The sequence below is a fragment of the Kitasatospora sp. NPDC086801 genome (assembly GCF_044745805.1).
Classification (GTDB): domain Bacteria; phylum Actinomycetota; class Actinomycetes; order Streptomycetales; family Streptomycetaceae; genus Kitasatospora.
Window position 1 is genome coordinate 130,615 of record NZ_JBIVAX010000006.1, and the last position, 21,399, is coordinate 152,013.

The 21,399-nt window shown below is 74.6% G+C and carries 22 protein-coding genes; 10 read left to right on the top strand and 12 right to left on the bottom strand.

The genetic code is table 11. The features are described from left to right. Window positions 1-81: 81 nt before the first annotated feature. Together ACIPLC_RS10505 and ACIPLC_RS10510 are read right to left on the bottom strand one after the other, a co-directional pair. Window positions 82-498 carry a DUF3592 domain-containing protein gene (locus ACIPLC_RS10505; protein WP_400472557.1) on the bottom strand — a complete coding sequence of 139 codons (417 nt, stop codon included), beginning with the start codon at window positions 496-498 and terminating at the stop codon, window positions 82-84. Window positions 499-643: 145 nt separating this feature from the next. Next, entirely contained in the window at window positions 644-841 is a 198-nt protein-coding gene (locus ACIPLC_RS10510; RefSeq protein WP_400472558.1) for a DUF397 domain-containing protein, read from the bottom strand. Between the two features lie 403 nt (window positions 842-1,244). On the opposite strand from ACIPLC_RS10510, the gene ACIPLC_RS10515 reads away from it, so the two are divergent. Further along, entirely contained in the window at window positions 1,245-1,682 is a 438-nt protein-coding gene (locus ACIPLC_RS10515; RefSeq protein ID WP_363631946.1) for a hypothetical protein, read from the top strand. A gap of 193 nt (window positions 1,683-1,875) precedes the next feature. Here the strand turns inward: ACIPLC_RS10515 and ACIPLC_RS10520 are convergent, their stop codons facing one another. The 4 genes from ACIPLC_RS10520 to ACIPLC_RS10535 all read right to left on the bottom strand — a co-directional run bounded on the left by ACIPLC_RS10520 (window position 1,876) and on the right by ACIPLC_RS10535 (window position 5,939). Next, complete coding sequence (locus ACIPLC_RS10520; RefSeq protein ID WP_400472559.1) at window positions 1,876-3,147, bottom strand: NAD(P)/FAD-dependent oxidoreductase; 1,272 nt, start codon at window positions 3,145-3,147, stop codon at window positions 1,876-1,878. Window positions 3,148-3,293: 146 nt separating this feature from the next. After that, window positions 3,294-3,725, bottom strand: a complete 432-nt coding sequence (locus ACIPLC_RS10525; RefSeq protein WP_400472560.1) for a nuclear transport factor 2 family protein — start codon at window positions 3,723-3,725, stop codon at window positions 3,294-3,296. A gap of 6 nt (window positions 3,726-3,731) precedes the next feature. Then, window positions 3,732-4,535: an MBL fold metallo-hydrolase gene (locus ACIPLC_RS10530; protein ID WP_400472561.1), complete on the bottom strand. Its 804-nt coding sequence runs from the start codon at window positions 4,533-4,535 to the stop codon at window positions 3,732-3,734. Window positions 4,536-4,652: 117 nt separating this feature from the next. Then, window positions 4,653-5,939 (bottom strand): MFS transporter, encoded by a 1,287-nt coding sequence (locus ACIPLC_RS10535; protein ID WP_400472562.1) that lies wholly within the window; start codon window positions 5,937-5,939, stop codon window positions 4,653-4,655. A gap of 169 nt (window positions 5,940-6,108) precedes the next feature. Between ACIPLC_RS10535 and ACIPLC_RS10540 the strand changes: the two genes are divergently transcribed. From ACIPLC_RS10540 to ACIPLC_RS10555, 4 genes are all read left to right on the top strand, one after another. Next, the gene (locus ACIPLC_RS10540) at window positions 6,109-7,206 is read left to right on the top strand and encodes a DUF5937 family protein (protein ID WP_400472563.1); all 1,098 of its coding nucleotides are present in this window, start codon (window positions 6,109-6,111) and stop codon (window positions 7,204-7,206) included. 52 nt (window positions 7,207-7,258) lie between these two features. Continuing rightward, entirely contained in the window at window positions 7,259-8,116 is an 858-nt protein-coding gene (locus ACIPLC_RS10545) for a PhzF family phenazine biosynthesis protein (RefSeq protein WP_400472564.1), read from the top strand. 83 nt (window positions 8,117-8,199) lie between these two features. Next, window positions 8,200-9,483: a phosphotransferase family protein gene (locus tag ACIPLC_RS10550; protein ID WP_400472565.1), complete on the top strand. Its 1,284-nt coding sequence runs from the start codon at window positions 8,200-8,202 to the stop codon at window positions 9,481-9,483. A gap of 9 nt (window positions 9,484-9,492) precedes the next feature. Then, the gene (locus tag ACIPLC_RS10555) at window positions 9,493-10,401 is read left to right on the top strand and encodes a LysR family transcriptional regulator (RefSeq protein ID WP_400472566.1); all 909 of its coding nucleotides are present in this window, start codon (window positions 9,493-9,495) and stop codon (window positions 10,399-10,401) included. On the opposite strand, the gene ACIPLC_RS10560 is transcribed toward ACIPLC_RS10555, so the two are convergent. From ACIPLC_RS10560 to ACIPLC_RS10570, 3 genes are all read right to left on the bottom strand, one after another. After that, entirely contained in the window at window positions 10,382-11,566 is a 1,185-nt protein-coding gene (locus ACIPLC_RS10560) for an MFS transporter (protein WP_400472567.1), read from the bottom strand. The two genes, ACIPLC_RS10555 and ACIPLC_RS10560, sit on opposite strands and share 20 nt — an antisense overlap. Before the next feature lie 126 nt (window positions 11,567-11,692). Then, window positions 11,693-11,956 carry a ferredoxin gene (locus ACIPLC_RS10565; protein ID WP_400472568.1) on the bottom strand — a complete coding sequence of 88 codons (264 nt, stop codon included), beginning with the start codon at window positions 11,954-11,956 and terminating at the stop codon, window positions 11,693-11,695. Beyond that, on the bottom strand, window positions 11,953-13,170 hold the full coding sequence (locus tag ACIPLC_RS10570) for a cytochrome P450 (protein WP_400472569.1): 1,218 nt from the start codon (window positions 13,168-13,170) through the stop codon (window positions 11,953-11,955). The genes ACIPLC_RS10565 and ACIPLC_RS10570 overlap by 4 nt, the downstream gene beginning before the upstream one ends. A 621-nt stretch (window positions 13,171-13,791) precedes the next feature. Here ACIPLC_RS10570 and ACIPLC_RS10575 point away from each other — a divergent pair. The 3 genes from ACIPLC_RS10575 to ACIPLC_RS10585 are packed head-to-tail and all read left to right on the top strand — an operon-like array spanning window position 13,792 to window position 15,966. Then, window positions 13,792-14,877, top strand: coding sequence for an S-(hydroxymethyl)mycothiol dehydrogenase (locus ACIPLC_RS10575; protein ID WP_400472570.1), 1,086 nt, complete (start codon window positions 13,792-13,794; stop codon window positions 14,875-14,877). Further along, complete coding sequence (locus ACIPLC_RS10580) at window positions 14,874-15,509, top strand: MBL fold metallo-hydrolase (protein WP_400472571.1); 636 nt, start codon at window positions 14,874-14,876, stop codon at window positions 15,507-15,509. Before ACIPLC_RS10575 ends, ACIPLC_RS10580 begins: the two co-directional genes overlap by 4 nt. Window positions 15,510-15,564: 55 nt before the next feature. Next, complete coding sequence (locus tag ACIPLC_RS10585; RefSeq protein ID WP_400472572.1) at window positions 15,565-15,966, top strand: pyridoxamine 5'-phosphate oxidase family protein; 402 nt, start codon at window positions 15,565-15,567, stop codon at window positions 15,964-15,966. A 21-nt stretch (window positions 15,967-15,987) separates the two neighbouring features. On the opposite strand, the gene ACIPLC_RS10590 is transcribed toward ACIPLC_RS10585, so the two are convergent. The 3 genes from ACIPLC_RS10590 to ACIPLC_RS10600 all read right to left on the bottom strand — a co-directional run bounded on the left by ACIPLC_RS10590 (window position 15,988) and on the right by ACIPLC_RS10600 (window position 19,130). After that, on the bottom strand, window positions 15,988-16,896 hold the full coding sequence (locus ACIPLC_RS10590; RefSeq protein WP_400472573.1) for a phosphotransferase: 909 nt from the start codon (window positions 16,894-16,896) through the stop codon (window positions 15,988-15,990). 130 nt (window positions 16,897-17,026) lie between these two features. Continuing rightward, a complete protein-coding gene (locus ACIPLC_RS10595) occupies window positions 17,027-17,551 on the bottom strand; it encodes a DinB family protein (RefSeq protein ID WP_400472574.1) in 525 nt (174 codons plus the stop codon). Beyond that, window positions 17,460-19,130, bottom strand: coding sequence for a serine/threonine-protein kinase (locus ACIPLC_RS10600; protein ID WP_400472575.1), 1,671 nt, complete (start codon window positions 19,128-19,130; stop codon window positions 17,460-17,462). Before ACIPLC_RS10600 ends, ACIPLC_RS10595 begins: the two co-directional genes overlap by 92 nt. Window positions 19,131-19,349: 219 nt before the next feature. Here ACIPLC_RS10600 and ACIPLC_RS10605 point away from each other — a divergent pair, with 219 nt between their 5' ends. Both ACIPLC_RS10605 and ACIPLC_RS10610 read left to right on the top strand, forming a co-directional pair. Beyond that, window positions 19,350-19,928, top strand: coding sequence for a TetR/AcrR family transcriptional regulator (locus ACIPLC_RS10605; RefSeq protein WP_400472576.1), 579 nt, complete (start codon window positions 19,350-19,352; stop codon window positions 19,926-19,928). 220 nt (window positions 19,929-20,148) lie between these two features. Further along, a complete protein-coding gene (locus ACIPLC_RS10610) occupies window positions 20,149-21,273 on the top strand; it encodes an agmatine/peptidylarginine deiminase (RefSeq protein ID WP_400472577.1) in 1,125 nt (374 codons plus the stop codon). Window positions 21,274-21,399 lie beyond the last annotated feature (126 nt).

Below are 21,399 nucleotides of genomic sequence, written 5' to 3' on the forward strand. Positions count from 1 at the left end.
CGCGCTGGCCCCAGGTGCGGGCGCGCGGCGGCGTCATCGCGAACCCGGCCTCGTTCTCGAAGACGATCCAGGCGGGCAGCCTCACGGGACGGCGACCGCCAGTGTGATCGCGGCCAGCACCATCAGCAGCCCGAGCGCCACGAAGCCGTACTCCAGGGGTCTGCGCTCGCGGCCTTCCACCAGGACCTGCCGGGGGTCGGCCGGGTCGTAGCGGACCTGCACGTGGCCGCCGTCCGGCAGCGGGTGGCGCGGGGTGGACGGGACGGGGGAGAAGACCTCCACCACCCGGCCGTCCTCGGTCTCGAACTGCAGCAGCGGGCGCGGCGGCAGCGCGCGGTCCTCCGGGGCGGGGACGCGGGCGCGCACCAGGGCCAGGGCCGGGACGCCGACCCGGCGCAGCCGCCGGAGGTCGCGCAGGCCGACCACCCCGGCGAGGTAGGCGACCACGCCGCCCAGGCCGCCGAACACCACCACGGCGAATCCGGCCGTCCCGCCCACCGCGCCTCCCTGTCCGAATCGCCCCCGGACACCCCAGTATTGCCGACCGCAGGGACTCCTGACGCCTGGAACCCGCCCAGTTCACGGCGGAGCCCCGCCACTCCGGAAAAAGGGGTGACGGGGCCCTCAGGGCACCGCGCGTACGTCAGACGTCGCCGAACTCGCCGGTACGGACGGCGGCAACGAAGGCCGCGAAGCCATCGGGGGAGAAGACGAGGGCCGGGCCCTCGGGGTCCTTCGAGTCGCGGACGGGGACAACACCGGGGACGTTGGCGGCCACCTCTGCGCAAGCGCCGCCGTTGTCGCTGTACGAAGACTTGAACCACGGAGGCTCGGTGGTCACGGTAGGTCCTCTCTTGGTTTCCTGCCTGTGTTGAAACACCAGGATGAGACCAGGGTGGCCTACGACGGGATCGTCGAGCTCTATGCGTTGATGTTCACTGGCCGACGGTCCAGAAGAAGTTGATCAGCGTGACGGCCGCTCCGCACAGGATCGCGGCACCGTACGGTCTTGCCCGGGACGCACTGTTGGGGTCAGTATCGCTCACGGCTTGGTCCTCCTGTCGGCGTGTGGACGTGGCTCGTCCGACAGACAGGTGCACCGACCGAGTCCGTCCGCGACCGCAGACGGCGACCCCATCGGGACGGGGCGATGCGCCGGAGGTCGGGAATGGCCGCGACATACCATCGCAGTGAATACGAAGCGCCAGGCCGAGATTCCGGCACCGGTGTGAGGGAGGGCCAGGATGTTCGGTTCGCAGAAGAAGCTCAACGATCTGATGGCGCAGCTCAGGCCCGACCTGAGTCGGGAATCGCTCGGTGTCGGGCCCGACTTCCCGGGCGTCGCCCCGAACCCGTTCCTGAGCAGTGATGCACGGAAGCGCAACGCGGAACTGCGTACGGGGGCGCTTGCGCTCGGCGTTCTCGTCGACTGGCGGGAGGTCAACAGCAGTCCACGCGTGGTCCTGATGCTCGACGTGGAGACCGCCGGCGGCATCTCGTTCCGCGGTATCGCGGACGAAGGCCTCACGATCACCGAGCTCACCCGACTCGCCCCAGGACAGACGTTCCCCGTGCGCTACCGGCCGGCCGTCATGGACCACTACGTCGCCCTTGCCCGGGACGCGGACCCCGCCCACGTGCAGCAGCTCGCTGACGAGATCGCGAGCCGCAAGCGGACCTGACCCGAAGCCATTGGCCGGATCCCTGGAAGCCTCTTGAAGATCTTGCTCTGACTGCCCGACTCACCCCGGATTGCCGGTAAGTGTCGATCAGGTCGAACTGGTACAGGCCGGGCGTGCTTTCAACAGCTTCATCAGGGAGCGGTCGGCCAGGAGACCCCGCCATCTGGGGGGGGCGGGGCTGTTCCTCCCTGTGTCAGACCTCGCCGAGCGGGGTGTCCGGGTCGGCCAGCGCCTTCGGGTCCACCACCCGCCTGGAGCGCACCAGTTCGCGGATCGGGTCGGTGACGTCCCAGACGTTGACGTTCATCCCCGCCAGCACCCGGCCGTCGGCCAGCCAGAACGCGATGAACTCGCGGGTGGCCGGGTCGCCCCGGAACACCACCTGGTCGTAGCCGTCCGGTTCGACGTAGCCGACGTACTCCAGACCGAGGTCGTACTGGTCGCTGAAGAAGTACGGGATCCGGTCGTACACCGCGTCCGGGTGCCCGAGCATCGCGCGGGCGGCGGTCTGCGGCTGGTTGACGGCGTTGGCCCAGTGCTCGACCCGCAGGTGCGTGTCGAACAGCGGGTGGTAGGCGTTGGCGACGTCGCCGGCCGCGTAGACGTCCGGGTCGGAAGTGCGCAGCTGCTGGTCGGTCTTGACGCCGTTGTCGATCTCCAGCCCGGCGGCCTCGGCCAGGCCGGTCGCCGGGGTGATGCCGATGCCGACCACCACCGCGTCGGCCGGCACCGTCGTGCCGTCGGCCAGCCGCACGCCGCTCACCGCGCCGCCGGAGCCGGTCAGTTCGGTGACCTCGACGCCGAACCGCAGCTGGACGCCGTGGTCGCGGTGCAGATCGGCGAAGACCTGCGCCACCTCCCGGCCCAGCACCCGCAGCAGCGGCAGTTCGGCGGCCTCCAGCACCGTCACCTCGGCGCCGGCCTCCCGGGCGGCAGCCGCCACCTCCAGGCCGATCCAGCCCGCGCCGATCACCGCCACCCGCGCGCCCGGGTGCAGCGCGGCCTTGATCCGGTCGCTGTCCTCGACCCGGCGCAGGTAGAGCACGCCGTCCTGGTCCGCGCCCGGCACCGGCAGCCGGCGCGGGGTCGAGCCGGTGGTGAGCAGCAGCTTGGCGTACTCGATCCGGCCGTCGTCGGTGAGCGTCACGGTGTGCCCGGCCGGGTCGATCGCGGCCACCGCCGTGCCCAGCCGCAGCGTGACGTCCTGCTCCCCGTACCACTGCGGCGGGTGGACGTAGATCTTCTCCCGGGGCGTCTTGCCGAGCAGGTACCCCTTCGACAGCGGCGGCCGCTCGTACGGGCGCTCGTGTTCGTCGCCGATCAGGACGATGCCGCCCCGGTACCCGGCCTCGCGCAGCGCCTGTGCGGCCTTCGCGCCGCCCAGGGACGCCCCGACGATCACGATCGGCCGCTCGCGCCCGCCGCCCTCCGCCGTTCCCGCCGTTCCCGCCGTGCCCGTGCCCATGCTGAACTCCTCGCTCTCCGGCCGGAATCAGGGGCCAGCCTGCCGCCGTCCGGGTGGCGTGTCGAGGGCGTGCCGGGCGCGCCGCGCCATGCTCCCCCGTACGGGTGAACGCGACGAACCGCTGCGCAGTGGAGCCACGGGGTCCGCTACGGGGTCATCGCCTCCCGGACCAGCGCGGTGTCGGTGAACTGCTCGAAGCGGACGATCCGGCCGCCGCGCACCGTGAAGTGGTGGGCGACCCGCACCGCGAGCGGCTTCCCGGTGGCCTTGTGCACGGCCGTGTAGCGGGCCAGCACCACCACGTTCTCGCCGTCGACCACGTAGGTGTCGTCGTGCGCCGTCCAGTTCTCCCACACGGCGGCCAGGCGCTCCATCACGTTGGCGGTGACGCCCTTCGGGGTGCGGTAGGTGCCGGCCAGGGGGAAGCCGGCCATCTCGGTCCACTCCACGTCGTCGGCGAGCGTGGCGCGCAGCTGGGCCAGGTCGCCGCGGGCGGAGGCCAGGTACTGGCGGCGGACCACGTCGGCCGGGGCGGCGGACTCGGCGAACGAGGCGGTGTCCCTCGGGATCTCGATCATCGTCGCTCAGCCCCAGGCCATCTCGCCCATGGCGACCTTGGTGCCGAGGTCGACGGCGATCCGCAGCCCCAGGTCGGGGAAGCGCCGTTCCAGCGCGTCCTTCGCGGCGGCCGCGTCCGGGGCCCGGCCGATCTCGGTCTCGAAGGCGCGCAGGTAGTCCCGGGTGCGGCGGACGGAGGTGAGGTCGGTGGCCGTGTCGGCGGTGCGGTGGCCGGCCGCGACGAACTGCGGTTCGAGCGCCTCGATCCCGTCCAGCAGGTCGATCCAGGCGGCCCGTTGGGCCGGCGCGGGGGTGTCGGCCGTCCACACGTGCAGGCCCTCGAAGAGCAGCACCCCGCCGAGCACGGCGCGGTGGTGGTGCTGCCAGAGGTAGTGCCGGTCGGGCAGGTGGAAGTCGGCGCCGCGCAGCTCGAACCGGTGCCCCTCGAAGACGAGTTCGTCCCCGTGCAGCACCTCGGGCCGGACCAGCCGGGTGGGCAGTTCGGGGCCGAGGTGGGCCCAGGCCTTGAGCTTGTCCTCGAACGTCTCCTGGATGTGTTCGACGGTGGAGGCGGTGGCCAGGAACCGCGCCTGCGGGAAGGCGTCCTGGACCTCCTGGGCGCCGAAGTAGAAGTCCGGGTCCCCGTGGCTGACGAAGACCGCGGCCAGCCGCTTGCCGCCGGCGCGGATCCGCTCCACCAGTCGGCGGCCGTCGGAGCGGGTGAACCCGGCGTCCACCAGCAGGGCGTCCTGCGGGCCGGTGACCAGGACGGAGGTCTTGTTGAGCGAGCTGTCGGGGCCGTCGATGATCTCGAAGTCGAGAGCACTCATGGGTCTGCTGTCCTTCCTCCTGCCGGGCACGCCTCGCCGCCAGCATCGGCCTTGCGGGTGCGCTCCGCATCCGGAGGAGGGGCGGGGCCGGGCCCGATCCGACCCGCGCCGTGGGCGTCACGTCGTCGGGGCCAGTCGCAGCACCGCCAGCGCCCCCAGCAGGGTCGCCCCGGCCAGCACCGGCCACAGCACCCCCGGACCGGCCGCGAGCAGCGCCATCAGCGCCGCCGGCGCCGCCGCCCGGCCCACGCCCGAGGACAGCTCCCAGCGCGCCAGCGCCCGCCCCAGCAGGTGCGGCGGGGCGGCGGCCGTCACCAGGGCCGTCCCCGCACCGGTGTAGAGGATCTCGCCCAGCGTCAACACCACCGAGACCGCCGCGACGCCCGCCGCGCCCGCGGTGCCGCCCAGCGACCCGGCCGCCCAGTACCCCAGGTAGGCCAGCGCCAGCGTCACCCCCGAGGCGGCCAGCACGGCCCGCCGCGAACGGTCCGCGAGCCGCAGCACCAGCACCAGCTGCAGCGCGATCACCAGCACCGTGTTGCCCACGAACACGCCCGACGACCACGCCGGGGAAGCGTGCAGGTGCAGCACCAGCAGCGCCGGCAGCGCCACCTCCAGCACGTCGAAGCAGAACGCGTACGGCAGGTTGGCGAGGCTCAGCAGGCTGATCCGCCGCAGCGACTCGCCCTGCTCCTGCTCCTGCTCCTGCACCGCACGGTCGGCGGCCCGCTGCGGCGCGCGCACCCGCAGCGACAGCACCAGCGCGGCGGCGGCCAGGCAGGCCGCGCCCGTCACCCCGGCCAGCACCCGGATCGCGCCCGCCCCGCCGGTCACCACCAGCGTGGCCAGCAGCGCCCCCGCGCCCAGTCCCGCGTTGCGCAGCGACCGCCCGGCCGCCAGCGCGGCGTCCCGCAGCCGGCCCTCGGTCAGCGTGCTGACCACCGCCGCGTGCGTGGTCGGCCAGGACTGGCTGCCCACCCCGATCAGCACCGACGCCGCCACGAACCCCGGCAGGCCGTCCGAGACCAGCAGCGCCAGCGCGCCCGCCGCCCGCACCGCCAACGTGGCCGCCGCCGGCAGGGTCCGGGCGCCGCGGTCGATCCACCGGCCGGTCAGCGGCACCACCAGCAGGCCCGCCACCATCCCCGCCGACATCGTCAGCCCCGCCGCCGCCGTGCCCAGGTGCAGCACCCCGATCCCGTACAGCAGCAGGAACGGCCGCAGCAGGCCGGAGCCCACCGCGTCCACCACCAGCGCGGCCGCGTACCGGGGCCCGCCCGCGGCGGTCAGCAGCCGCAGCAGCGTGGACGGGCCCCCGCGGCTCGCACCGATCGGCGGGGCCGGCGGCACGCCGTCGCGGACGGCGGCGTGGTCATGGACGGACTTCTCCTGGATCAGGCTCATGGCCGGTACCGTCCGCCCTGCCCGGCCCGCCGGGCACGTCGATTGACACTAACCGTCAATCGACGCGGGAGCGGATCCGGGCGGGTGGCAGGATCGCCGTCGTGAGCGAACCGATCATCGAGAGGCGCGGGTGGGCGAGCGCCCCTGCCGGGAGGAGCACGGCGGGCGCATGAGCGTGACCATCGACATCACCGGCCTGCCGGACGAGCGCCTGCTCTTCACACCGTCCCCGCTGGGCGAGCTGACCGCGATGCTGGATGTCCTCGCCGAGCCCGCGCACCACCCCGCGCTGCACGGCTGGGCGTCCAGCACCGCCGCGACGATCCCGCCGGAGCTGTCCGAGCGGCTGCTGGAGGCCGACTTCCTCTGGCGCTCCTCCCGCGCCGACTTCCTCGTCCCCGGCCTGCCCGGCGCCACCCTGGCCGCCGAGCTCGACGCCGTCGACCGGATGGACGACGAGCTGTACGTCGCCGCCGCCCTCGTCACCACCTGCGGCTCCTCCCGGTCGGCCCGCCGGGCGCCCTCCCCGCTCACCGACCTGGTGGCCAATGAGCGGGCCCGCGAACTCGCGCTCGCCCGGGGCCCCCGGCAGGCCGCCTTCGCGGACCGGCTGCTCGCCGACCCGCCCGCCGTGCGGGCCCTCGTCCGGCGGATGCTGGAGGACTGCGAGTCCGCGTTCTTCGCCGACGCCTGGCAGCGCGTCCTGCCCGCCCTCGCCGCCGACGCCCGGCGCAAGGCCGACCTGCTGGCCCGGCGCGGCTCGGCCGAGGCGCTGGCCGCGATCTCACCCTCCGTCACCTTCGACCAGGGCGCCGACGGGCGGCGGCGGATCGTCATCGACAAGCTCCAGGACAACGCCACCAGCGGCACCGACGGCGGCGGCGTCACCTTCATCCCCACCGCCTTCGGCCGGCCCCACCTCGTGGTGGTGTACACCCCCGGCTGGCGTCCCGTCCTCCAGTACCCCGTCGCCGAGGCGGGCATCCCCGAACCCGTCTCGCTGGCCCTCGTCCAGCAGCGGCTGGAAGCCCTCGCCCACCCCGTCCGGCTGCGCCTGGCCCGCACCATGGCCCGCGGCGCGCACACCACCGGCGAACTCGCCACCACCTGGCAGCTCAGCGCCCCCGAGGTGTCCCGGCACCTGGCCGTCCTGCGCAAGGCGGGGCTGCTCACCACCCAGCGGCGCGGGCGGTACATGCTCTACCAGCTCGATCTGTCCGGCAGCGCCCGGCTCGGTTCGGACTTCCTGGAGGCGGTGCTGCGGTGACCGGGAGCAGGTGACCGGGAACAGCGGGGGAGCGGAACGCGTTCGTCCGGGCATGACCGACGACGCCTCACCCCGCATCCTGCGCTACGCCGCCTTCACCACCCGCCCCGAGGGCGGCAACCCGGCGGGCGTCGTCCTCGACGCCGCCGGCCTGACCGACGAGCGGATGCTCGCCATCGCCGCCGAGCTCGGCTACTCCGAGACGGCCTTCCTCACCGCCGGAGCGGCCGAAGGCGCCTACGGCGTCCGGTACTTCAGCCCGCTCACCGAGGTGCCGTTCTGCGGCCACGCCACGGTCGCCTCCGCCGTCGCGCTCGCCGCCCGCACCGGCCCCGGGCAGTACGTCTTCACGACGGCCGCGGGCGAGGTCCCCGTCCAGGTCGACCAGGACGCGGAGGGCGTGCTGCGCGCCACCCTCACCAGCGTCGAGCCGCGGGTGGAGGGCGTGACCGACGCCGACGTCGACGAGGTCCTCGCCCTGCTCGGCTGGGCCCGCACCGACCTCGACCCGGCCCTGCCGGCCCGGATCGCCTACGCCGGCGCCCGCCACCTCGTCCTGGCCGCCGCCACCCGCGACCGGCTGGCCCGCCTCGACTACGACTTCGACGGCCTCGCCGCCTACACCCGGGCCCGCGACCTGGTGACCCTCCAACTCGTCTGGCGCGAGGCCCAGGACGTCTTCCACGTCCGCGACCCCTTCCCGGTCGGCGGCGTCGTCGAGGACCCGGCCACCGGCGCCGCCGCGGCCGCCTTCGGCGCCTACCTGCGGGAGCAGGGCGCGGTGGCGGCCCCGGCGCTGCTGACCCTCCACCAGGGCGAGGACCTGGGCCGCCCGGGCGTGCTGCACGTCGAACTGCGGGCGGAGGACACCCGGATCCGGGTGTCCGGTGCGGCGGTGGCGATCCCTTAGCGCGAGCCCACGCGGCGCGGCCCCGGCCCGAGGCGTCCGGAAATTCGCTCGCATACCGGGCCCGGGTGGGCGAAGCTGCCCGGATGCAGCGAGCGAGCGAACGCACCGTCACGGTCCATCTCACCCACGGGGGCGAGTACTTCGGTCCGGTGGGCCCGTTCGAGGCGGCGGGCGGGTGGTGGTCGTCGGTGGACGGGGTGGTGGCGCGGGCGGCCGAACTCGCCGGGGTGCCGATGCTGCTGCTGCGGCTGGTGGAGGGCCGGAGCGAGCACGGCGGGCACGGCGGACACGGCGGGCAGGTGTGCTACCACGCCGAGGCGCTGGAGCGGCCGACGGCCGTCGAGGCCCGGCCGCTGGACGCCGGGACCGCCGCGCTGCTCGGCCCCGCCGAGCGCCGCGCGGCCTGGGCCACGCCGGCCGGGCTGGCGGACGCCCTGGCCTGGGCGCAGGCGGAGCTGGCCGGGGCCGGCCGTCCGGCCACCGGCCCCGCGCGGCAGATCCGCACCTGGAACCTCTCGGGCCTCTTCCGCCTCCCGACGGCCACCGGCCGCGACGCCTGGCTGAAGACCACGACGCCCGCCTTCAACGCCCGGGAGGGCGAGGTGATCGCGCTGCTCGGCGGCGTCGACCCGGGCCTCGTGCCGCCGGTGCTGGCCGCCGACCCGGCGGGCGGGCGGCTGCTGCTGGACCACGTGCCCGGCGAGGACTGCTGGTCGCCGTCCCTCGACACCGTCGAGGAGGTGGTGCCCCGGCTGGTCGCCGCCCAGGCGGCGCTGGCCGCCGACGGGCGCGCGGCGACGGCCGGGCTGCGCGACCGGACGCCCCGCACCCTGCTCGCCCAGGCGGAGGCGCTGCTGGAGCGGCTCCCCGGCGAGACCGACCTGACACCCGGAGAACTGGCCGGCGTCCGCCGACTGGTCGCCGAACTTCCGGCGCTGCTGGAGGAGTTGGCGGCCTGCGGCCTCCCCGAGACCCTGGTGCACGGCGACTTCCACCCCGGCAACTGGCGCTCCGACGGCGAGCGTTCGGTGGTCGTCGACTACGCCGACTCCTGCCTCGGCCACCCCGCCCTGGACGGGCTGCGCCCGCGCGCCTACCTCGCGCCGGAGCGCTGGCAGCACCTCGTCGAGGTCTGGCTGAAGGCCTGGAGCAAGCACGCGCCCGGCTCCCGGCCGTGGCGCGCGCTGCAACTGGTCGAGCCGCTGTACCACCTGTCCTACGCGCTCCGGTACCAGGAGTTCCTGGACCACATCGAGGCGAGCGAACGCCCGTACCACACGGGCGACCCGGCCGCCGAGCTGCGCGCGGCGCTGGCCTGCGGCGTCCCCGACCTCACGGGGCGGAACGTCTGGCCAGGGCGGGCCTAGACTGCCGGAGTGAATCGGACGACGACGCCAGGCCCCGTGCTCCCGGAGCTGCCGCTCCAGGAACTGGAGTGCTTCTCCGTCCTGGTGCGCCAGTTGCACTTCGGGCGGACGGCGCAGCTGCTGGGCGTCTCGCAGGGCCGGGTCTCCCAGCTGATCAAGCGGCTGGAGGGCCGGGTCGGCGCCCCGGTGTTCGAACGCACCAGCCGGCGGGTCGAGTTGACCGAGCTGGGGCGCGGACTGGCCGAGCAGGTGGTGCCCGCCGTCGACCGGCTCCGGGAGGGCTTCGAGGCGGCCCGCGCCCGGGCCGCCTCGACGGACCGGCCGCTGCGCCTGGGGTTCCAGTGCGCCGTGTACGAGCCGGTCGCCAGGGCGATCGCGGGCCTTGCGGAGGGGGCGGCCCAGCTCGTCGAACTGTCCTGGGGGGATCCGTTCTCGCACCTGGGCCGGGGCGAGATCGACCTGGCCATCGTGCTCGCCCCGTGCCGGGAGGACGGCCTGCGGGTGCTGCTGGAGTTCTCGCGGCAGCCGATGTACGTCGCCCTCTCGGCCGGGCACCGCCTGGCCGGGGCGTCGAGCGTCTCCGCGGGCGAGTTGGCCGGGCTGGGGCTGATCGAACCGCGCGGGCCCGCCCCGGACTACTGGCGCCGGGCGAACGCCCCGCGGCGGACGCCGGACGGGCGGGAGCTGGCCTACCCGGCGGGTGCGGCCACGCTCCAGGAGGGGCTGTCGACGGTGGCCAGCACCCGCCTGGGACTGCTGCTGTGCGAGGCGAGCACGGCGTACGTCCAGCGGCCGGACATCCGCTACCTGCCGGTGCCGGTCCTGGAGCCGTCCACGCTGCTGGTGGTGCAGGGCGAGCGGCGGCCGCACCCGCTGGCCGGGGCCTTCGTGCGGGCGCTCACCGCCGTGGGCGCGTGACGGCGGCGAGCAGCAGTCCGGCCGCCGTGATCAGCGCCGCGGTGAGCAGGACGGCGTGGTTCCCGGCCCGGTCGATGACCAGCCCGCCGGCGAGCGAGCCCAGCGCGATGCTCGCGTTGAACACGCCTGCCCACAGCGCCGCCGAGGCCTCGATCCGGGCGGGGTCGGCGATCCGGACCCAGGTCTGGGTGGAGATCGAGACCCCGCCGTACGAGGCGCCCCAGACGACGAGCGCGAGCAGCACCGCCACCACGCTCCCGGTGAGGAGCGGCAGGAGGGCGGTGGCGAGCGTGACGCCCGCGAGGGCGGTGGTCACGGCCGCCCCGGGGCGCCGGCCGGCCAGTGGGCCGAGGGTGAAGTTCCCGGCCACGCCCGCCAGTCCGTAGACCAGCAGGCAGGCGGCGATGACGTCGCTGCTCAGGCCCGCGTCGAGTTCGAGCACCGGCCGTACGTACGTGTAGCCGGTGAAGTGCCCGAGCACGACCAGCGCCGTGACGGCGAGCCCGGCGGCGACTCCCCGGTTGCGCAGCGCGTCGGCGATCCCGTCGAGCCGGCCGCGCTCGTGGACGGGGAGGGCGGGGAGCGTGCGGGCGAGGACGGCGGCGGACACCGCGCCGAGCAGGGCGAGGGCCCAGAACGCGGAGCGCCAGCCGAGCAGGGCCGCGAGGTAGGTGCCGAGGGGGACGCCGAGCACCGAGGCGATGGACACGCCGGAGAAGATCAGCGTGGTGGCGAGCGCGATCCGCGGCCCGTCGGCGAGGCGTGGGCCCAGCCCGGCCGTGATGCCCCACACGATGCCCATCGCGACGCCGAGCAGGACGCGGCCGGCCGCCAGGACGGGGTAGTCGGGCGCGAGTGCGGTGAGCGCGTTGGCCAGGGACAGCAGCAGCATGAAGGCGATCAGGACGCGCTTGCGGTCCCGGAGCCCGATGAGCGCGGGGACGAACGGGGAGAGCACGGCGGCGAGGAGCCCGGTGATGGTCAGGGAGAGGCCGGTGACGCCGTCGGAGACGCCGAGGGTCTTCGAGACGGGGGTCAGCAGCCCCACGGGCATCATCTCGGCGGAGACCACGGTGAAGGTGGCGAGGGCGACGGCGGTGATCGGCGCCCAGCGGGGCGGGCTGCCGTGGGCGGCCGGGGGCGCGAGGGTGTCGGCGTTGGTCATGGGGCCAGCCCATCAGCCGCGCCGAGGGCCGAACAAGATCGCTGAGCTCATCCGTCGATGAGCGTGGCTCATCCATCCGGGGGCCCCGGCGCCGCCCGCCGTGGTGCGGGAGGCGCCGGGGCGCGGTCACTCCGGCGGGGCGATCCGGTAGCCGCCCGCGGCCGAGTAGAGGGTCAGCGCCTCGACCGGGCAGAAGTCGACCGCGTCGGCCAGCGCCTGCGTCAACTCGGCCCCGCCGGCCGCGTAGTCGGCCACCGGCTCGGCCAGCCCGTCGCCGCCGAGCACCAGCGAGCCGGGGGCGCTCAGGGCGCACATCCCGGAGCCGATGCAGCGGTCCCGGTCGACCCGGACGACCACCGAGTCGGCACCCGTCCCCGGACGGGCCGTCACCAGGCGACCTGGAGGGTCTCGGGGCTGCGGGTGAGCAGGCCCTTCCGCCAGTCGATCTCCTCGATGGGCCCGGTCAGGCGCAGCGAGGGCAGCCGGCGGGCCAGGCGGTGCAGGGCGAGTTCGAGCTCCATCCGGGCCAGCCAGGCGCCCAGGCAGTGGTGCGGCCCGGCCCCGAAGGTCAGCATCGGCGCGGCCAGCGGGGAGAACAGCTCGGTGAGCAGGTCCCCGGTGAAGACCGACGGGTCGTGGTTGGCGGCGCCGGTGTCGGCGGCGACGACGCTGCCGGCCGGGATGACCACCCCGCCGATCTCGACGTCCTCGATGGTGCGGCGCAGCAGGCCGGGCAGGTGCTTGGCGTCGCCGAGCGGGACGGCGCGCAGGATCTGCTCCGTCGCGGCGGTCGCGCTGGCCTCGTCGGCGGCGAGCCGCTGCCAGGCCTCGCGGCCGTCGGCGAGCAGGTAGACGAGCGCGTTGCCGAGGCTGGTCATGGTGGTCTCGTGGCCGGCCACGACGAGGCCGATGACCAGCGTGACCAACTGCCGCTCGGTGATCGAGCCGTCCTCGGCGGCGGCCGCGAGCAGGCTGCTGACCAGGTCCTCGCCGGGGTCGGCGCGGCGCTCGGCGATCACGGCGGCGCCGAAGTCGGAGAACTCGGCCATGGCGGTGCCGATCGCCTCGGCCGTGTAGGCGGTGGCGGAGAGCGCGTGGTCGCTCCAGTGCGCGAGCTTCTTGCCGTCCAGGTTGTTCAGCCCCATCAGCCGGCTGATCACGTGGACCGGCAGCGGGCGGGTGTAGCCGGCGACGATGTCGGCGGGGGAGCCGTGGTCGATCAGCTCGTCGATCAGGCCCTCGACCACCGAGGCGACCCAGGGCCGCCAGCGGGCGATCGCGCGCGGGGTGAACGCCCGCTGCACGGTGCGGCGCAGCCGCTGGTGCTCGGTGCCGTCGATGTTCAGCAGGCCCTGCGGGTCGTCGAGGATGTTGGGGATGGCGGTGATCGGCGGCGCGTCCGGCTCGTACAGCGGGGCGCGGCCCAGGCGCGGGTCGGTCAGCACCTGCCGCACGTCCGCGTGGCGGCTGACCAGCCAGACGGGCGTGCCGGTGGGCAGCGCGGCGAGCCGGGGCGGGCCGGGCTCCAGGCGGCGCAGGCAGTGCAGCGGGATGAGCGGGACGGTGCCGGTTCCGGCACCGGTCGCACTGTTCTCGGCGGACATCCGTACTCCAGACTCCAGGGCGGGGGGCCGCGCGTGACGGCCCGACGGGGGGTGGAACCGGGATGGTGCGGGGACGGGTGGGGCGGGCCGGCGGGCGGTTCGGCCCGGGCCGGTTCGGCGGACCGGGACGAACGGCGGATCGGTGGGACGAACGGAGGATCGAAGGGGAAAGCGGAGGTGCGGGCGGAACGGAACGGGGGATGGCGCGAATCGTGCGACGGCGTACGGTCGGTACGCCTCGGCACGGACGGCGCGCGGTAGCGCACCGTCGGGTGGGGCGGATGTGCTGAGCGTGGTCGCGTGGACCGCTTCTGCTACGACCGTACGTGGGCGGCGGTGCGCGCGTCAGCGGCACTTCCAGCCAACGGCGCTCCTTTCCGGGCACTTCGAGGCACGTTGACGGGCGCTCGGCGCCGCCCGTGCGCCCTGCCCGCCGGGTCGCGCCGGGTGGTCCGGCGGATATCTCGACGGCATATGACGGCTTCGCGGCCGGTGCGGTGAGCCGGATCACCGGGCCCGTCCCGTCGGCGCCCGTCGCCATGGGCGCTACGCTTCGTGGGCAGTCGTTTGTCGCAGGTCACGCCGGTGCAGAGCCGCATCGGCCGACGGAGGTGGAATCGGATGGCCCAGCAGGTCAAGGCAGTCATCGCGCGCGCCAAGGGCGCGCCCGTGGAGGTGACCACGATCGTGGTGCCGGACCCGGGTCCGGGCGAGGCGGTGGTCAGGATCCAGGCCTGCGGGGTCTGCCACACCGACCTGCACTACCGGGAGGGCGGCATCAACGACGAGTTCCCGTTCCTGCTCGGGCACGAGGCGGCGGGCGTCGTCGAGTCGGTCGGCGAGGGCGTCACCGAGGTCGCTCCCGGCGACTTCGTGGTCCTCAACTGGCGTGCGGTGTGCGGCCAGTGTCGCGCCTGCCGGCGCGGCCGCCCGCAGTACTGCTTCAACACCCACAACGCCAAGCAGCGGATGACGCTGCTGGACGGCACCGAGCTGTCCCCGGCACTGGGGATCGGCGCGTTCGCCGAGAAGACCCTGGTCGCGGCCGGCCAGTGCACCAAGGTGGACCCGGCGGCCTCGCCGGCCGTCGCCGGCCTGCTGGGCTGCGGTGTGATGGCGGGCATCGGCGCCGCCATCAACACCGGGGGAGTCGGCCGGGGCGACTCGGTCGCGGTGATCGGCTGCGGCGGCGTCGGCGGCGCGGCCGTGATGGGCTCCCGGCTGGCGGGCGCGGCGAAGATCATCGCCGTCGACATCGACGACCGCAAGCTGGAGACGGCCCGCCGGCTCGGCGCCACCCACACCGTCAACTCCCGCACCACCGACCCGGTCGAGGCGATCCGGGAGCTGACCGGCGGCAACGGCGCGGACGTGGTGGTCGAGGCGGTCGGCCGCCCGGAGACCTACCGGCAGGCCTTCTACGCCCGCGACCTCGCCGGCACCGTCGTCCTGGTCGGCGTGCCCACGCCGGAGATGACGCTGGAGCTGCCGCTGCTGGACGTGTTCGGCCGCGGCGGCGCGCTGAAGTCCTCCTGGTACGGCGACTGCCTGCCCTCGCGGGACTTCCCGATGCTGATCGACCTCTACCTCCAGGGCCGCCTGGACCTCGGCGCGTTCGTCACCGAGACCATCGAACTCGACGCGGTGGAGCAGGCGTTCGAGCGCATGCACCAGGGCGACGTGCTCCGTTCGGTGGTGGTCCTGTGACCTCGGCCCCGCGCATCGACCGGCTGGTGACGGCCGGGACGTTCGAACTCGACGGTGGCAGCTGGGAGGTGGAGAACAACGTCTGGATCGTCGGCGACGACGAACAGGCGGTGGTGATCGACGCCGCGCACGACGCCGACGCGATCGAGGCCGCGCTCGGCGGGCGCCGGCTGCTGGCGATCGTCTCCACCCACGCGCACAACGACCACATCGACGCCGCCCCGGCCCTCGCCGCCCGCACCGGCGCGCCGATCCTGCTGCACCCGGACGACCTGCCGCTGTGGAAGCTCACCCACCCCGAGCGCCTCCCGGACGGCGAACTCGCCGACGGGCAGCGGATCGAGGTGGCCGGCACCGAGCTGACCGTCCTGCACACCCCGGGCCACGCCCCGGGCGCGGTCTGCCTGTACGCGCCGGAACTCGGCACCGTCTTCACCGGCGACACCCTGTTCCACGGCGGCCCGGGCGCGACCGGCCGGTCGTTCTCGCACTTCCCGACGATCATCGACTCGATCCGCGAGCGGCTGCTGTCGCTCCCGGCCGAGACGGTGGTCCGCACCGGCCACGGCGACCCGACCACCATCGGCGCCGAGGCCCCGGCCCTGCCGGACTGGATCGCCCGCGGGCACTGACCGCGGACGGCCCCCGGAGCACGCGGCGCGCTCCGGGGGCCGTACGATCGCGGCCATGGCCCATGATCCCCGCGACCTCGACGACGCCTTCCTCGCCTTCTGGCGCGAGCGTCACATCGCCACCCTGACCACCGCCCGCCCGGACGGCTCGCCGCACGTGGTGCCGGTCGGCGTGACGTACCAGCCGGAGACCGGGACGGCCCGGGTGATCACCAGCCGCACCAGCCGCAAGGCGCGCAACGTGGCGGCGGCCGGCCCGCAGGGCCTGCGGGTCGCGCTCTGCCAGGTGGACCGGGCGCGCTGGTCGACCCTGGAGGGCGTGGCCGTCGTCCGGGACGAGCCGGAGCAGGTCTCCGACGCCGAGCGGCGCTACACCGAGCGCTACCGCGAACCCCGGGTGAACCCGGACCGGGTGGTCATCGAGATCGCCGTCGACCGCGTCCTCGGCCGGGCCTGAGCGCCGTACTCCCGGGCTTCGCTACGGGTGGCCGGCGCCCATCCTGAGCGCGAGCTCCCGGGCGTGGTCGGCCGCCGCCGGGCCACGGCTGGGGTCGGGCGCCTCGGAGAGGAAGACGAGGGCCAGCATCAGCGCGGCGTCCAGCCGGCCCACGACCAGGCACGGATCGTCGTCGGGCGGGACGGTCGCCGTCCTCGCGTACCCGCTGCGGACGGCCGCCAGGTCGAGGTCGTTCTCCGGGTACCGGGCGTACTCGACGAGCCGGCCGAACTCCACCGCCGGGGGCCCGAGCAGGGCGTTCGACCAGTCCAGCAGGGCGACGGTCCGGCCCTGGTGGCGGCGGATGTTGGCGCTGCGGACGTCGAGGTGCAGCAGGCCGTCCTCGGTGAGGCCGGCGAGGTGGTCGGCGACCAGGGAGTCGGCCGGCGGCTCGGGCCAGTCGTCGACGAGGCGGCCGATCTCGGCCCAGCGGCGCCCGATGCGGGCGGCGATCGCCCCCGCCGTGGTGGTCCCCTCCGCCGCGACGGGCCTCAGCTGCGGTGGCGGTACCCGGTGGAGCCGCGCGAGGAGGTGACCCAGCTCGAAGGAGTCGAGGTCCGACCCGTCGTCGGGGACGTAGGCGGACAGCAGCACGTCGGGGGACGCCGGGTCGTCCGCCAGGACGAGCTCCCTCGCCTGCGCGACCGGCAGGCCGCGGGCGGCCAGGTGCTTGGCGATGGCGTACTCCTGCCGGAGCAGGGTCCGGGTGTCCACGTGGGGGTCGTTGGCGTTCGAGTCGAACCGTTGGCGCGCGAGCCGCACCGCGACGGGCTGCCCGTCCCGCGCCTGCGCCCGGAACACGGAGAACTCCAGGCCCTGGCCGACGAGTTCCAGGCCGCTCAGGCCCCACCGCTCGGCCAGGTCGTCCAACGCGGCGAATCGCTCACTCATGTGCACCTTCGGGGTTTCGCGGTCGCAGGTCGGCCTGCGTCTTTCACCACCAGTGTGAAGGCGCCGGGCGGGCACGTCAGGCGTTCACCGGAGACAGCGCGGGATGGCGCGGGTGCGGCTCCTGCCCGGCTCAGCCCAGGTTGTGGTCGCCGGCCGCGCCGTCGAGGAGTTCGCGCAGGATGTCCATGTGGCCCGCGTGCCGCGTGGTCTCCGTCACCATGTGGATGAGCACCCAGCGCAGCGACACGGCGTCGCCGAACCAGGCCTTGCCCAGGTCGTCGAGGTCGAGCTCGCCGATCACCTGGTCGGCGGCGGCGCGGGCGCGGGCGTAGAACGCCAGGACGTCCTCGGTGGACTCGTGCGGCTCCACCCTCATGTCGGAGGTCTCGCCGGCCTCCAGGTCGAAGGGCAGGGGCCCCGTCCCGCGGCCGAACGCCTCGCAGAACCAGCCCAGCTCGGCACCCCCCAGGTGCTTGACCAGGCCCAGCAGGTTCGTCCCCGACGGGGTCATCGGTCGCCGCAGCTGCTCGTCGTCCAGGCCGTCCGCCCGGGGTGGCGCCGCGTCAGGCGGAGCGGTGGTAGGAGGTGAGCGAGATCCGGACCGGGCCGTCGTCGGCCGTGGCGAGGATGCGGACGATGGCGATGTCCTGGCCACCCTGGGCGCGGACGCAGAAGCTGCGGTCGGTGCGCAGGGCGTTGAAGGGCAGGGAGGAGACCGGCTGGGTCTCGACGCCCTTGACGCAGTCGGGGAGGGTGAGCCGGCCGGTCGGCGCGACGTAGGCGTCGCTGTCCTCGGGGATGGAGAACTCGCCGGCGTGGCGGCCCAGGTACCAGGTGGAGGCGTCCTGCGCGGTGACCTTCCCGGCCTTGAGGTCGAACTCGTAGGTGGGGTCGGGGGAGGTGAGTTCGAGGTTGGTGTGGACGGCGGTGTACCCGGTGGCCGTCGTGGCGGCGGCGGCGGCGGCGGTGGTGGTGGCCTGGCCGGGGGCCGGGGCGGTGGTGGCGGCGCCGGCGGACGGGGCGAGGCCGGCGGCGACGTTCTGGTCGTCGAGGTCGTCGAGGTCGTCGAGGTACTCGGGGTCGAGCAGGACGAACGCGGCCGCGGCGCCGACGAGGAGGGCGGCGGTGGTCAGGAGCACGGTGCGGGTGCGGGTGTGCCGGCGGGCCGGGGCGGCGGGCTCGGGTCTGTCGGGGGCCGGTTGCAGCCGGGTGGGCGGCGGGGCGGGGAGGCCGAGCGTGGTCGGGGCGTCGGCCGCGGCCCGGGCCGGGGAGAGGGCGGTGGCGGGCGGGGCGGGTGCGCCGGGCGTGGTCGGCAGGTCGCTGTGGCGGCGGATCGCGCTGCTGACCCGCTGGGGTAGCCAGTCGTCGGAGAAGCGGAGTTCGCCGCCGGTGGCGGGGTGCCGGCGGGCGGCCTCGATCAGCTGGGCGGTGCCCGGCCGGTCCTCGGGGCGCTTGGCCAGGCAGAGCCGGACCAGTGCGTGCAGTCCGGGCGGCAGCTGGGAGAGGTCGGGCTCCTCGTGCACCGCCCGGTACAGCGAGGCGGGCTCGGGCCCGTCGCCGAAGGGGGGAGTGCCGGAGCCGACGTAGGCGATCAGGGCGCCCACCGCGAAGACGTCGGTGGCCGGGGCGGCGGACAGGCCGAGGGCCTGTTCGGGGGCCATGAAGCCGGGCGAGCCGATCCGCAGACCGGTGCCGGTGAGCGGGCTGGCGTCGGCGGCCCGGGCGATGCCGAAGTCGATGACGCGGGGGCCGTCGGCGGCGACGAGGACGTTGCCGGGCTTGAGGTCGCGGTGGACGACGCCCGCCGCGTGGATCGCCTGGAGGGCCTCGGCGATGCCAGCGAGGAGCAGCAGGACGCTCCGTTCGGGCAGCGGTCCGTAGTGCTGGACGACCTGCTGGAGGGAGGGGCCGGGCACGAAGGTGGTGGCCAGCCAGGGAGTGGCGGCGTCGGTGCCCGCGTCGACCACCTGGGCGGTGTAGAGGCCGTGGATGCGCCGGGCGCTGGCGACCTCCTGGGCGAAGCGGTGCCGGAACTCGGGGTCCTCGGCGAGTTCGGGCCGGACGACCTTGAGCGCGACCGGCCGCCCGCCGGGGGTGTAGGCCAGGTAGACGAGGCCCATGCCGCCCGCGCCGAGCCGCGCGCAGAGGCGGTAGCCGCCGACCTCGCGGGGGTCGTCCGGGGACAGCGCCTGGAACGCCGTGGGCGACGGGGCGCCGAAGGGCTCTGCGGTCATGCTGGCTCCCAGCGGGTCGTGCGGGTGGGACGGGGGAGTGGCGGAGCGGGGGGCAAGGCGGGGCGGGGCAAGGCGAGGGTGCGGCGGGCGGGCGGGCGGGCCGGGGCCCGGGTGGACGCCGGCGTCGTGAAGCGCACCGGATCATACCCCGACTGGGATTTCAGTCAGGAATGGGGTCCTCCGGTCGGTCGGTGCCCCCTCCGGGTAAGGTGATTCCTTGTGGCTGACCGTCGAACCTTGATCATGGAAGCGGCTGCGCGGGTCATCGCCCGGCGCGGCGTCCGCGGGCTGCGCGTGGAGGAGCTGGCGGCGGAGGCGGGTGTGTCCACCGCGCTGATCTACTACCACTTCAAGGACCGCGCGGGGATCCTCCGCGCGACGCTGGAGTTCATCAACGACCGGGCCGAGCGCTACACGACGGAGCGCGCGGCGGACGCGCCGCCGCTGGATGCTTGGGGCGAGCTGGAGCAGACGCTGCTGCTGGAGCTCCAGGACACCCCCGAGGTGCGGGAGAACAGCACGGCCTGGGGCGAGCTGCGGGCGAGTGCGGTGTTCGACCCCGAGCTGCGGGAGGACCTGGCCCGGGCCACCCTCGTCTGGGTCCAGGAGGTCGCGGAGCTGCTCGGACAGGTGCGGCCGATGAACGGGGCCGCCGCCCTGGCGGCCTCGGCCGAGCGGCTGACCGCGCTGCTGGAGGGGCTGAGCGTCCGTTGGCTCAGCGGCAGCCTGCCGGTGGCGCACGCGCGCGAGCTGATGGCCGGCGCGATCGAGGCCGAAGTGGAGCGACTGCGCGGGTAGCGCGCGTCGCGTTCCGGCCCCGGGCGAGGCGGCCCGGGGCCTTCTCGCGTGCCGGGTCCCTTTCCGGGCCGGGCCTTTTCCCGTGTCGGGCCTTTTCCCGTGTCGGGGTCGGCTGGGCAGTTCCATGATCTGGAGCTTGACTGAAAATTCAGTCAATGTCAGAGTTGCGGCTGCGGGGCCACCGGTCACTCGGTGGGCAATACTTGATTTGGAGATCGTCATGAGCAACACCCACGGTGACAACCGCTCCCTGTTCGACCGCCTCTTCGGGGCCCCGCCGCCGCCCCCGCCCCAACACCAGGCGGAGCACGGGCTGCCGTACGCCGGCGAGGCCGGGCTTCCGCAGTGGTGGGTGGACCGCGACGACGTCCCGCACGCCCGCACCTGGATGTCCTGGCCGTCCCGCAAGTCCGTCTGGGGCCGGCAGCTGGTGGGTGTCCAGCAGGACATCGCGCTCATCGCCCGGACCATCGCCCGATTCGAGCCGGTGGTCCTGTGCGCCCCGGACGACTACAGCGTCCGGGAGGCCCGGTCCCTGTGCGGATCCGCCGTCACCGTGACGGACGCCGTCCCCACCGATGACCTCTGGATGCGGGACACCGCCCCGGTGTTCCGGCGCGACGGCTACGGGCGGCTCGACGCCGTCGGCCTCAACTTCAACGGCTGGGGCGGCAAGCAGACCCACCGCGACGACGCCGAGGTCGCGCGCGGCATCGCCGAGATGCTCCGACTCCCCTTCTCCTACGCGGAGTTCGTCGGCGAGGGCGGCTCGGTCGAGACCGACGGCGACGGCACCCTGATGGCCACCGAGAGCAGCCTGGTCAACAAGAACCGCAACCGGGGCATGAGCCGGGACGAGATCGAGGAGGCTGTCCTGGAGGTGTACGGCGCGGACAAGATGATCTGGGTCCCCGGGATCAAGGGCAAGGACATCACCGACGACCACATCGACGTCACCTCCCGGTTCGTCCGGCCGGGCGTCGTCCTGGTGCAACTGCCCCCGGCGGACCGCCACGACGTCTGGGCCCGGGACGCCCGCGAGCAGTTCGACATCCTCTCCCGGGCCACCGATGCCAGGGGCCGTCGGCTCCAGGTGATCCGGGTGGACGGCCCCGACACCGTCCGCTCGCGCGACGCGAAGTTCGTCGACTCGTACCTGAACTTCCACGTCGTCAACGGGGGCGTGATCGCCGCCCAGTTCGGCGACGCGTCCAAGGACGAGGCCGCCCGGCGCACCCTCGCGGAGGCCTTCCCCGGGCGCGAGGTCGTCCAGCTCGACGTCGACCGCCTGATGGCCGGGGGTGGCGGCATCCACTGCTCCACGATGCAGGAACCGCTGCCTTAGGGCGTGCCCCCAGGGCCTGGCGGCCCCACCCCGCCCGTGCGGCCCCGCACCCCCACCCCGCCGGAGCGTTCCCCGCGTCGGTCGGTCCGGGAGGCCGCAGGACCGGGCTGGTCCGATTCGCCCGAT

Excerpts from the sequence above, each read along its gene's own strand:
- ACIPLC_RS10545 (WP_400472564.1), top strand. The coding sequence starts at position 7,259 with ATGACCGACGACGCCTCACCCCGCATCCTGCGCTACGCCGCCTTCACC.
- ACIPLC_RS10515 (WP_363631946.1), top strand. The coding sequence starts at position 1,245 with ATGTTCGGTTCGCAGAAGAAGCTCAACGATCTGATGGCGCAGCTCAGG.
- ACIPLC_RS10600 (WP_400472575.1), bottom strand. The coding sequence starts at position 19,130 with ATGACCGCAGAGCCCTTCGGCGCCCCGTCGCCCACGGCGTTCCAGGCG.
- ACIPLC_RS10525 (WP_400472560.1), bottom strand. The coding sequence starts at position 3,725 with ATGATCGAGATCCCGAGGGACACCGCCTCGTTCGCCGAGTCCGCCGCC.
- ACIPLC_RS10590 (WP_400472573.1), bottom strand. The coding sequence starts at position 16,896 with ATGAGTGAGCGATTCGCCGCGTTGGACGACCTGGCCGAGCGGTGGGGC.
- ACIPLC_RS10570 (WP_400472569.1), bottom strand. The coding sequence starts at position 13,170 with ATGTCCGCCGAGAACAGTGCGACCGGTGCCGGAACCGGCACCGTCCCG.
- ACIPLC_RS10530 (WP_400472561.1), bottom strand. The coding sequence starts at position 4,535 with ATGAGTGCTCTCGACTTCGAGATCATCGACGGCCCCGACAGCTCGCTC.
- ACIPLC_RS10550 (WP_400472565.1), top strand. The coding sequence starts at position 8,200 with ATGCAGCGAGCGAGCGAACGCACCGTCACGGTCCATCTCACCCACGGG.
- ACIPLC_RS10520 (WP_400472559.1), bottom strand. The coding sequence starts at position 3,147 with ATGGGCACGGGCACGGCGGGAACGGCGGGAACGGCGGAGGGCGGCGGG.
- ACIPLC_RS10535 (WP_400472562.1), bottom strand. The coding sequence starts at position 5,939 with ATGAGCCTGATCCAGGAGAAGTCCGTCCATGACCACGCCGCCGTCCGC.
- ACIPLC_RS10540 (WP_400472563.1), top strand. The coding sequence starts at position 6,109 with ATGAGCGTGACCATCGACATCACCGGCCTGCCGGACGAGCGCCTGCTC.
- ACIPLC_RS10610 (WP_400472577.1), top strand. The coding sequence starts at position 20,149 with ATGAGCAACACCCACGGTGACAACCGCTCCCTGTTCGACCGCCTCTTC.
- ACIPLC_RS10560 (WP_400472567.1), bottom strand. The coding sequence starts at position 11,566 with ATGACCAACGCCGACACCCTCGCGCCCCCGGCCGCCCACGGCAGCCCG.
- ACIPLC_RS10575 (WP_400472570.1), top strand. The coding sequence starts at position 13,792 with ATGGCCCAGCAGGTCAAGGCAGTCATCGCGCGCGCCAAGGGCGCGCCC.
- ACIPLC_RS10585 (WP_400472572.1), top strand. The coding sequence starts at position 15,565 with ATGGCCCATGATCCCCGCGACCTCGACGACGCCTTCCTCGCCTTCTGG.